Origin of the sequence: Hansschlegelia sp. (assembly GCF_035538955.1) — a bacterium.
In the GTDB taxonomy this organism is placed as follows: Bacteria; Pseudomonadota; Alphaproteobacteria; order Rhizobiales; family Methylopilaceae; genus Methylopila.
Map to the genome: position 1 here is coordinate 173,346 of NZ_DATLJK010000016.1, position 10,812 is coordinate 184,157.

The 10,812-nt window shown below is 68.0% G+C and carries 10 protein-coding genes and 1 pseudogene; 1 reads left to right on the forward strand and 10 read right to left on the reverse strand.

Translation table 11 applies throughout. The features are described from left to right. Window positions 1–70: 70 nt before the first annotated feature. The 10 genes from VM780_RS15985 to VM780_RS16030 all read right to left on the reverse strand — a co-directional run bounded on the left by VM780_RS15985 (window position 71) and on the right by VM780_RS16030 (window position 10,192). Window positions 71–874 (reverse strand): ABC transporter permease, encoded by an 804-nt coding sequence (locus VM780_RS15985; RefSeq protein WP_325449126.1) that lies wholly within the window; start codon window positions 872–874, stop codon window positions 71–73. Beyond that, window positions 871–1,749, reverse strand: coding sequence for an ABC transporter permease (locus VM780_RS15990; protein ID WP_325449128.1), 879 nt, complete (start codon window positions 1,747–1,749; stop codon window positions 871–873). Before VM780_RS15990 ends, VM780_RS15985 begins: the two co-directional genes overlap by 4 nt. After that, window positions 1,746–2,855, reverse strand: a complete 1,110-nt coding sequence (locus VM780_RS15995) for an ABC transporter ATP-binding protein (RefSeq protein WP_325449130.1) — start codon at window positions 2,853–2,855, stop codon at window positions 1,746–1,748. Before VM780_RS15995 ends, VM780_RS15990 begins: the two co-directional genes overlap by 4 nt. A gap of 1 nt (window position 2,856) precedes the next feature. Further along, entirely contained in the window at window positions 2,857–3,933 is a 1,077-nt protein-coding gene (locus tag VM780_RS16000; RefSeq protein WP_325449132.1) for an ABC transporter substrate-binding protein, read from the reverse strand. Between the two features lie 55 nt (window positions 3,934–3,988). Further along, window positions 3,989–4,720, reverse strand: coding sequence for a CoA-transferase subunit beta (locus tag VM780_RS16005; protein ID WP_325449134.1), 732 nt, complete (start codon window positions 4,718–4,720; stop codon window positions 3,989–3,991). Beyond that, window positions 4,717–5,541, reverse strand: coding sequence for a CoA transferase subunit A (locus VM780_RS16010; protein ID WP_325449136.1), 825 nt, complete (start codon window positions 5,539–5,541; stop codon window positions 4,717–4,719). Before VM780_RS16010 ends, VM780_RS16005 begins: the two co-directional genes overlap by 4 nt. Further along, entirely contained in the window at window positions 5,538–7,076 is a 1,539-nt protein-coding gene (locus VM780_RS16015) for a class I adenylate-forming enzyme family protein (protein ID WP_325449138.1), read from the reverse strand. The genes VM780_RS16010 and VM780_RS16015 overlap by 4 nt, the downstream gene beginning before the upstream one ends. Window positions 7,077–7,096: 20 nt before the next feature. After that, on the reverse strand, window positions 7,097–7,885 hold the full coding sequence (locus VM780_RS16020; RefSeq protein ID WP_325449140.1) for an IclR family transcriptional regulator: 789 nt from the start codon (window positions 7,883–7,885) through the stop codon (window positions 7,097–7,099). 207 nt (window positions 7,886–8,092) lie between these two features. Further along, window positions 8,093–9,145, reverse strand: a complete 1,053-nt coding sequence (locus VM780_RS16025; RefSeq protein WP_325449142.1) for a helix-turn-helix transcriptional regulator — start codon at window positions 9,143–9,145, stop codon at window positions 8,093–8,095. A 9-nt stretch (window positions 9,146–9,154) separates the two neighbouring features. After that, window positions 9,155–10,192: a helix-turn-helix transcriptional regulator gene (locus VM780_RS16030; RefSeq protein WP_325449143.1), complete on the reverse strand. Its 1,038-nt coding sequence runs from the start codon at window positions 10,190–10,192 to the stop codon at window positions 9,155–9,157. A gap of 287 nt (window positions 10,193–10,479) precedes the next feature. On the opposite strand from VM780_RS16030, the pseudogene VM780_RS16035 reads away from it, so the two are divergent. Next, window positions 10,480–10,812: pseudogene (locus tag VM780_RS16035) on the forward strand (hypothetical protein); the annotation flags it as partial.

Here is a 10,812-nt window from a genome sequence, read left to right on the forward strand (position 1 = left end):
CCCGTTCCGACGGAAGCCTAGCGGGGCGAGGCCGGGGCCGGAAGTCCGTGCGGGCGGCCTTCCGCGCCGCTCAGCGCGACTTGCGCTCGATCCCGAACAGCCATTCGATTCCGACCAGCCGGTCGCAGATCAGGACGGCGAGGCAGGCGAGCAGGACGAGAACCGAAGCGGCCGCGGCGCCGACCGAATCCGCGTTCTGTTCGATGTAGCTGAACAGCTGCACCGGCAGCGGCGTGGTGCGCACGTCCGACAGGAAGAGCGCGATGTTCACGTCGTCGAGCGAGACGATGAAGGAGAACAGCGCGCCGGCGAGCGCCGCGTGTCGGATCAGCGGGAACGTCACCTGCCAGAACACCTGCAAGGGCGACGCGCCGAGGATCGCGGCCGCGCGCTCGACCCGGACGTCGACGCCGGCGAAGCTCGCGAGCGTCAGCCGGATCACGTAAGGCACGGCGATCAGCACCTGCCCCAGCGAGACCGTCACGAGCGACGCCCGGATCCCGGCCGACTGGTAGAACTGCATCAGCGCCAGGCCGATCACCACGGTCGGCAGCATCAGCGGCGACAGGAAGAAGGTCTGGAGCGCGCTCGACCATGTGTTGCTGACCGCGCGCAGGCCGAGCGCGGTGGCGACGCCTAGCGCCGTCGACAGGATCGCGACCGCCGCGCCGATCTGCAGGCTGAGCCAGAGCGAATCCCGCCACATCGGTTCGCTCATCACCTGCGCGAACCAGCGCGTGCTGAAGCCGGCGGGCGGGAAGCTCAGGAAATTGGTCGTGTTGAGCGCGACGATCAGCACGACCGCGATGGGCGCCATCACCAGCGCCGAGATCACCGTGACGTAGACGGTCAGCAGCCGGTCGGCGGTCGTCATGCGCCGGCCCTCCGACCGCTGCGGTGGCCGGCGAGCAGCGTGTAGACCCCGGTGATCAGGGCGGTCGCGACCAGCAGGATCACCGCCACGGCGGACGCGAACGACCAGTTCAGCACCAGCAGTCCCTCCTTGTAGACGAGGTACGGCATGACCGGGACCGCCGCGCCGCCGATCAGCGCCGGCGTCACGAAGCCGCTCGCCGCCAGGCAGAACACGATGATCGCGCCCGAGGTCACGCCCGGCAGAGTGAGCGGAAACGTCACCCTGAGGAACACTTCGAGCCCGTTCGCCCCGAGATTGCGCGCCGCCCGCGCCAGCGCCGGGTCGATCTGCTGCAGCGAGCCGGTGAGGGCGATCACCATGAAGGGCAGGAACACATGGGTGAGCGCCACCACCACGCCGGTCTCGGTGTAGAGCAGGCGGCCGGCGGTCGGCGGCAGGCCGAGCTTTGCGAGCGCCATGCTGAGGATGCCGTTCGGCCCGAGGATGATGATCCAGCCGTAGGAGCGCACCACCGCGCTGACGAACATCGGCGCGATCACCATGAAGACGACGAGCGTCCGCCCCTTCCGCCAGCCCTGCGAGAGATAGACCGCGACCGGATAGCCGATGATCAGCGTCATCACCGTCGTGAGCAGGCTGATGCGGATTGAGCGCCACAGCACCGAGCGGTTGAACTCGTCGACGAAGAAGTCCTGGTAGGACTTCAGCGACAGGCTGCCCTCCGGAGTGAGGCTGGTCCAGAACGAGCCGAGCAGCGGCCAGACGAACAGGACCGCATAGACCAGGATCGCGGGGACGAGCAGCGCCCAGGCGTTCATGCCGACCCGGCTTCGCGCCGGGACGAGCGGGACGGTTCCGGCCGCGACGTTCATTCTGCGGCGACCGCGCGGGGCGAGGATGGCGCGGACGACCTCTCGCCCGCCTCATCCGGCAGGATGCGGGTGCGGTCGGCCGGCCAGGACAGTTCGAGCTCCTCCCCGACGCCCTTGACGCAGCGCCGGACCGGCACGTGCGCCACGATCATGCAGCCGCCGACCTCGACGTCGAGCCGACGCACCGCGCCGTGATAGCTCTCGCGCACGATCACGCCGCGGACCCGGTTCTCGCCGTCATTCGCGGCGACCGAGAGGTTTTCGGGACGGATCGCGATCGTCACCGCCTGCCCGACCTCGCTGAGGCAGCCCTCCGCCTGAAGCCGGCCGAGCGGGGTGTCCACGACCGAGAAGCCGGCTTCCTTGCCGACCACCCGGCCTTCGAACAGGTTCGTCACGTCCATGAAGCGGGCGCAGAACACCGTGCGCGGGCGCTCGTAGAGCTCGCTCGGCGTCGCCATCTGCTCGACCCGGCCGGCGGTCATCAGGATGATGCTGTCGGCCGTCACCAGCGCTTCCTCCTGGTCATGCGTGACCAGGATGGTGGTGATGCCGGCCTTCTTGAGGATCTGCCGCATCTCCTCGCGCATCGTCTTGCGCAGCAGCGCGTCGAGGTTCGAGAGCGGCTCATCCAGCAGCAGGACCGAGGGCCGGACCACCAGCGCGCGGGCGAGCGCCACGCGCTGCTGCTGACCGCCGGAGAGCTCCTTGGGGTAGCGCTGGCCGACATGGCCGAGCTGGACCATTTCCAGCGCCTCCTGGGTGCGCTGGCCGATTTCCTTGCGGGAGACGCCGCGCATCTTCAGCCCGAACGCAACGTTCTTCTCGACCGTCATGTGCGGGAACAGCGCGTAGTTCTGGAACACCATGCCCATGTCGCGCCGGTGCGGCGGCACGCGGGACAGGTCGCGCCCGTCGACCGAGATCGCGCCGGCGTCGATCTTCAAAAAGCCGGCGATGACGTTGAGCAGCGTGGTCTTGCCGCAGCCCGACGGCCCGAGCAGCGCCACGATCTCCCCCGGCGACGCCGCGAACGACACGTCGTCCACCGCTCGGAACGCGTCATAGAATTTCGTGACGCCGCTGATTTCGAGATGAGGCTTCATCTCATCGGCTCCCGACCATCGCCGTCCACCGCGCCGTGAGAGCCTGCAGGTTCTTGTTGATCGCCGAGATGTCGAGATGCTCGAGCTTCTCGACCTCCTCGGCGCCGTAAGGGACCTTCTCGGCCACGGCGGGCTCGAGCTTGACCGTCTTGTTCACCGGGCCGAGCAGCATGGTCTTGGCGATCTGCTGCTGCGATTCCGGGCTCAGCGTGAAGTCGATGAACTTGTGCGCGAGGTCCGGATGCGGCGCGCCTTCCACCATGTCGAATTGCTGCGGGTAGAGGATGCCGCCTTCCTTGGGCAGGACCATCGCGACCGGCGCGCCCTGGTCGGCGAGATCGTGGACGCGCGCGCTGCCGTTGAAACCGATCCAGGCGCTGCCGGTGCCGAACAGGGCGTCGATCTGGGCCGGCGGGTCGACGAAGGCGAGGGCGTTCGGCGTGAGCGCCTTGAACTTGTCCCAGGCGGCGTCGAGCTGTTCGCTGGAGCCGCCGTTCATCGCGGCGATCTTGCCCAACAGCAGGTTCGTGTAGCCGATCGGCATGTTGTAGGCGACGACGTGGCCCTTGTACTTCTCGTCCCAGAGATCAGCCCAAGAGGTCGGCGGCTCCCAGCCCTTCTCCTTGAAGACGTCGGTGTTGTACTCGATCCCGAGGGCCTGGATGCCCATCACCACGCCGACCCCGTCCGGGTCCTTGGCGAAGTCGTAGAGGTCTTCGAGGTTCGGGACCTTGGCGGGATCGAGCTTGGCGAACAACCCGTCCGCCTTGCCCTGGTAGTGGGTCGTGTCGTTCGCCCAGATTACGTCGATCTGCGGCCGACTGCGCTGCGTCTTCACCTTGGCGAGGATCTGGTTTGACGTGCCGGTGACGTAGATCACCCGGACGCCGTACTTCTTCTCGAAGGCCGGGATGACGGTCGCCTGCAGGGCCTTCTGCAGCGAACCGCCGAAGCCGGCGAACACCAGCTCGTCCTCGGCCGCCGCGGGTCGCGGCAGCCCGAAAATGGCCGCCGCGACCGCTGCGGTCGCGAGAACGTTCGAAAGCGCTTTCTTCAGAGCGTGACGGCGGGGCGTCATGAGGTCCCTCCCTGGACTTGGCGCGGCCCGTCTTTGCGCGGACTCGCGTGACTGGTTACTGCGGGCCGAATTCGATCCTTCTGACGTTGTCCGGATCGATGGCGCGCAGGATCGCGAGTTCCTCGTCGGTCGGCGCAGGCGTCACCGGCGCGTCCGCGAGGTTGGGAATGGTGAAGCCCGTCTTGTCCGCGAGCTCTTCGCGCGTGACGTTCGGGTGGATGCTGTCGAGCCGGAGCGCGCCGTTCTCGAAGCGGAACACGCAGAGCGGCGTGACGATGCGCTCGAGATTGCCCTGGGAGGTCACGAACTCGACCTTGTCGACGAAGATGTTCTTCGAGTGACCCGCGCGCCAGAGGATCGCGCGCTTGGCCTTGGGCAGGATCGCGGGCGCGCCGCCGCCGCCCGGGAAGCGCACCTTCGGCTGGTCGCGGTCGCCGACATAGCTCGAATTCACCCGGCCGCTGGCGTCGACCTGCGCCATGCCGAGAAAGGTGAGGTCGATGCCGCCGCGACCGTTGAGGCCGTAGACCTCCTGATTGTCGAAGATCGACGCCGAGCCGCGGCCGAGCTCCGCGCTCGAGGTCGCGGCGATGATCCGCTCGACCTTCGGGTTCACGCCGCCGCCCACGCTGACGAAGTTCGCGAGCGGCGCGTGATGGCGGCGGGCGAGCTCGACGGCGGCGAGCGGCAGCGGCGAGTTCACGCCCACGAAGGTGATCTCGTGATTGCGGATCTGGCGCGCCATGGCGCACGCCATGATGTCGGCCGGGGCGTAGGCCGCGCTCACGCCGCCGCCTCGATCCTGGCGTGGTCCTGCGCGGCCGTGTCGTCGAGATACTGGCGGAAGCCCTCCGGGGTCCGGCTGAGCTGCAGGTAGCGGCGCATCGCCGCCTCGTCGATGTCGTAGTCCGGGTAGACCGCCGTCGGCCAAGCGCCCATCGGGGCATGCACCACCGCCTCGACGAACAGCTCCGACACCACCGTCAGTTCGGGCTGCGCCACGAAATGCTCGGTCGGCATGATCTTCTCGGCCGTCAGGATGACGCGCTTCGCCGCGCGGCTCATCAGCCGATCCCAGACCGGCGTGCCGTAGATCCGCGCGTTGCCGCGGAGATCCGCCTCGTGCACGTGCAGGATCGCCCAGTCGGGTCGCACCGCCGGCACCACCCAGACGTCGTCCCCCGTGAAGGGGTCCTTCACCCGCGCGAACTCGCTGATCTCCGGCACTTCGCTGCCGTCGAGACCCGCCACCGCCTGGAACGGCAGGCCGAAGGCGGCGGCCTGCAGGCTCGCCATCACGGCCGGGCAGGCGTTCTCGATGACCTTCACCTCTCCGGCCTCGGCGGCGCGGCGGAAACTCGGCGCCATCCCGAAGGGCTGCTCGAGCGTCGTCATTCCGGCCCGGACGCTCGCCAGCGCGCCGGCGGCCGCCAGCACGTCGGCGTCGAAGCCCGGCGAGGGCTTGATGAGGTGCAGGCCTTTGACGCCCGCGCGCGCCAATTCGCGCACCATCGCGGCCGGAATGCGCTGCGAGAGCGTGCCGCCGATCGTGACCGTCTGGCCGTCGCGGACCAGTCGCGCGGCGTCCTCAAGCGTGGCCTGCTTCATGGCTGGGCTCCTTCGAGAGGCTGGAACATGGCGTTGAGGTTGCGCCGCAGGATCTTGCCGGTGGCGTTGCGCGGCAGGTCCTCGGCGAAGGCCACCCGCACCGGCACCTTGAAGTCGGCGAGGTTGTCGCGACAGTGGCCGATGATCTCCTCCGCCGTGACCTCGCCGGAGGGCACCACGCAGGCGACGACGATCTCGCCCCAGATCCGGTCGGGCATGCCGCCGACGGCGACGTCGCGCACCGCAGGATGGCGGCAGATCACCTCCTCGACTTCGAGCGGCGAGATGTTCTCGCCGCCGCGGATGATGATCTCCTTCTTGCGTCCGACCAGGAACACGTGGCCGTCGGCGTCGACCCTGCCGAGGTCGCCGGTGCGAAGCCAGCCGTCGACCAGCGCCTTGCGGGTCGCCTCCTCGTCGCGGAAGTAGCCGAGCATCAGCGTCGGCGACTTGATCGAAAGCTCGCCGACCTGATCCGCCGCGAGCCGGCGGCCAGCCTCGTCGAACGCTGCGATCTCCTGACCCGGAAGCGCCTGACCGACCGAGCCGATCTTGCGGCGGCCGCCGACATAGAGCGGGTTCAGCGTGCTGGTGGCGGTGCCCTCCGTGAGGCCCCAGCCTTCGACCAGGATGTCCTGCCCGAACCGCCGTTCGAAGCGGGTCGCGAGTTCGATGGTGAGCGGCGCCGAGCCGGTCTTGACGAAATCGAGCTTCACGCCGGCGTCGCGCGCCTCCGCCTCGCGCTCCAGCAGAATCGCCAGCACCGTCGGGGGCGCGCTGAAGCTCTTGACGCCGTGGTCGGCGACCAGCCGCCAGTGCTCGCGCGCGCTGAACTTGCGGCAGAGCACGATCGTCGAATGCGCGATGAAGCCGGCGAGGTGGCTCACGATCAACGCGTTGCAGTGGAACAGCGGCATGAAGCAGAGCGCGACGTGGCTGTCGTCGAGCCGGAAGCCCTGTGAAAGCGCCAGCCCGTCGGCCCAGACGGCGGCGTGGCTGAGCAGTACGCCCTTCGGCCGTCCGGTGGTGCCGGAGGTGTAGATCAGCAGGATTGGGGTCGTCTCGTTCAGCCCCTCGACCCGGCGCGGCGTGCGGGGCTGGGAGAACAACAGCGCGTCCCGCAGCACCGGCGCGGGCGTCGCGCCCGCCGGGTCTGCGCCGAGCAGGAGGATTGCCGGCTTCTGCTCCAGCCCGGCCGTCGCCTCGACGGTGAGCGGCAGATATTCCGGCGTGGTGATGACCAGCTTCGCGCCCGAATGGCCGAGCACGAAAGCCGCTTCTTCTGCCGTCAGGCGGTTGTTGATCGGGTTTGCGATCACGCCCGACTTGAACATGCCGAAATAGGCCGCGACCACCAGCGGCTCGTTGCCGACCAGTAGACTGACGCGATCGCCGGTCTCGAGCCGGAGATGGCCGAACAGATGCGCGAACTGGTTGGCGAGGTCCTCAAGCTCCGAATAGGACATCGGCTGTCCCTCGAAGATGATCGCGGCCTTGTCGTCCCGGCTCGCGGCCAGCAGTTCTCCGATCAGCATGCGCGTTTCCTAAAAGGCCTTCAGGCCCGTAGTTTCTTGTGTGTCTGGTGGCCGAGCTTGCGGGAGATCTCGGCGGCGGCGTCCTGGATGTTCGGAGCCAGCGCCATGGCGTCCCCGATCGAGAACCGGTAGGCGGGCCCCGAGACGCTCACCGCCGCGACCACCGCATCGGTGTGGTCGCGGATCGGAGCCGCGACGCCGATGATCTCGCCGCGATACTCGCCCGGATTGAGCGCGAAGCCGCGCGCCCGCACCTCGGCGAGCTCGGCGCGCAGGGCGTCCGGGTCGGTCTTGGTGTTCGGCGTGTAGGCGACGAGGGGGCCGGCGCAGACCCGCTCGATCTCCGCCTCGGACTGGAAGGCCAGCAGCGCCTTTCCGGTCGCGACCGCATGCGCCGGCGCCCTGCGACCGATATGGATGTTGGCGCGCACCGGGTTCGAGCTTTCGACGCGATCGAGATAGATCACGTCGCCGCCGAGATATTCGGAGAGCTGCGAGCTCTCGCCGCTGAGCTCGGTCAGCGCGACGAGATGTGGATGAGCGATGTTCTTCAGCTCGATGAACTCGCCGGCCACGACCCCAAGCTCCCAGACCCGCTGGCCGAGCCGATAGCCGCCGCGGCCGCTGACGCGCTCCACATAGCGGCGGGCCTCGAGGTTCGAGAGCACCCCATGAACCGTAGCCTTGCCGAGCGCGAGCCGCGCGGCGATCTCGGCCATGCTGAGCGGCCCCGCCGCCTCGGCGAGCAGCTCCAGCACGTCCAGAGACATGTTCAGCGACTGAAGATGGCGCCTTGGTGCGTCGGTCATTGTTCACCACAGGTGAACATGGTTCACCATATGTGATCGAGGGTGGTCCGGCATGACGCCCATGTCAAGCCGCGCCGACATCGCGTGGCGGTCGGGAGCTCCGGCATGAGGGGGATGAACGATGGCGCCCGGGGCGCCTCAAGGCGGGCGCGGCGTGGCCGTGCGCCTTGCGGAAGCGGCCGCGCCCCGTCGGGGACGGGCCCGGTCTTACGGGGCGGGCGCGGGGGCCGTCGCGGCGCCGAACTTCTGCACGAGAGCCCGCTCCGAATGGACGCCGGCCTTGCGGTAGATCTTCACGCGGTAGTTGAGCACGGCGCGTTTGCTGATCGCGAGCCGCTGGGCGATTTCACCCGTCGACGTTCCCGTCATGATGAACTGGAAGACCGCCGCCTCCTGGGGCGTGAGCGAACGCGCAAGCACGGCGGCGTCCTCGGTTCCGCCCTGCAAATTTCTGTTCTGCGGCTCGTCGAGCAGAATATAGATCGCGCCGCCTGGCGCGAGCGGGAAGTAGTCGGAAAGCACTTCCTTCTTGAGGATGAAGGGTCCGAACGAGGATGGCCGGCCGACCTCGCAGGCCTTCAGGGCGCGCTCGATCGAACGGCCGTTTGCGACCGCGCTTCGCCAGGCCGGCGTGGACATGATTTCAAGGCCCCGGCGGTCCCGAATGAGCATCGGCCGGTCTGCGAGCTGATCGTCGCCAAGCCCGCCAGGACGGCGCAGCTTGGCGAACAGGCGGCCGTTGTGGGCGGCGTGGAAGCCGTCGAGGAGCGGAAACACCGCCTCCGCCAGCTCGACCTCTCCCGGCCGGAAGAATCCCGTCTCGCGCTCGAGGAAAACGCCGATCGAGGCGTGTCCGACGGTCGAGAAGAAGATTCCGAGCTCGTCGGTGATGTTCGCCGCCGGCTTGAAAAGCGCGCTGTACTCGGTGGCGTCGACTTCCCCGCGCGCGGCCTCGAACTGGCGAAGGGTCTTGACGCCGGGTTGCTCGGTGAGCGCCCAGTGGGCGGAGAACGGGTCGATCAGCCGGCACTTGGCGTTGTAGTGGTTCAGCACGCGTTCCGGCACGTCCTTGGTGAAGATGACGTTCGGCGCCGCGCCTCGCGAATACTGGATGATCCAGCTTGCGCTGTGCGGGATGAGCAGGCCGAAGGCCTCGACGAGCCGGCGGTGGAATGAATCGGAGCCGAGCGAGGCGGTCAGCGCAGCGAGCGCCGAGAACCAGGCTTCGCTGCCGAAGGTCTTCATCGCGCGTTTCGCCACGGCCGGCATCTACGATTTGAGCGCCATGTATTTCTGCACCAGCGCGCGCTCGGTCGAAACCTTCGCCTTGCGATAGATGCGGATCTTGGCGTTCTTCACCGTGCCTGCGCTGATGCCGAGCTTCTCGGAGATGCCCGAGGTCGAAAGCCCCCTGAGGGTGAACTCCAGAATCTCGCGCTCCCGCCTTGTGTAGCGCGAAAGTTCTTCGGCGACGGGCGGCGGCGCCTGTTCGGACGCTCGATGTTCGACGACGAACATGCTGCCGCCGGGGGCCAGCGGAAAATCCGCGCCGAGCTCCTCGAGCCTCAGCACCATGGAGCCGACCGCAAGCTCCGCCCGCCCGCTCTTTGCGGCGCGCTTGACCTGATCAAGCAGGGCCGGCGTCAGCGTCTCGAGGCGCTGCCACGACGGGCTCGCATAGACGGTCTCGCCGGCGAGATCGCGGATCAGGGTCGGCTGATCGGGCAGTCCGAAAGCTTCCGGCGTGTCGCCATAGGCGAGCTCGTTGAAGATCCAGCCGAGATGCGCGCGATGAAAGCTCGCAAGCGCCGGGTAGAGCAGCTTCATGCGATCGATCTCGGCCTGGCTGAAGTGTTCAGTCTGCCGCTCGAGGAAGATCGCAAAACAGTTGTGCGCGGTCTCCGGCAGGAAGACGCCCAGCTCGTCGTCCATCTTCGCCGCCGTGAGGAAGCGTTTGGTGTAGGTGAGATAGTCCGCGCTTTCGTCGCGAAGCTGGGACAGCGCGTAGACGCCGCCCTGACGCTGCGCGTTCCAGCGCTTGGAGAACGGGTCGACCGACGAACAGCGCGCGTCGTAGATGTTGCGGACGGACTCCGGCACGTTGTGGGTGTAGACGACGTCCGGCGGCCGTTGACCCGAATAGCGGATGATCCAGACCGCCTCGCTGCGGATGGTGGCTTCCAGCAGCTTGATCAGCTCGCGATGGAAATGCTTAGAGCCGATCGACTTGACGACCTCGCCCGCGATCCGATGCCAGGCCGCGTCGTCGATGCGGGGCAGGTCCGGCAGAGCGCGGGCGCCGGTCATCTGTCAGAGGGTCTCCGGCCGGGCGATCAGCGCGACAGAGGCGCCCGAAGTCAGCCGGGTCTGGCGATCGTCCATACGATTACCCCCTGCTTCGCTCGAAGCGCTGATGGTGACAGTCGGCACTATTGCGGTCGCTGGAGCGCACGGAGATCATCAATCGCCGATGCAGGGCTCTGCCGCAAGACGGGAGCAGCAACGCGCGACGACTATTTCGGATCAACTTCGTTCGGAGCGGATCGGATTGATGGCGCCTTCCCTATACGCCCTCTTCGACGGACGGCACTGAGGTGTTGGTTTCCGAGATAAAGAGCCGTCCGGTTTATGGCGGTCTGCGGGTTGACGGCGCGGCGCGGCGGCATTTGGTGGCGGCGGAGGGCGAGGGGGCGCTTGCGGCGCTGGCGGCGTTCGGCGCGGCGCCTGAGGCGCTGGGACGGACCGCGATCCTGTACTGTCCGGCGGGCTCGGCCGGCCAGGGCCATGAGGCGGCGCTGCAGGCGCTCGGGGCGGACGCGGTCTATGTGACGCCGTCGGTCGAGACCCTGCTGTTCCGGCTGAACGTGATGCTCGGCGTCGCCACGATGGGGACCCGGATCTACGCCGCCGGCCGCGAGGGCTTCATC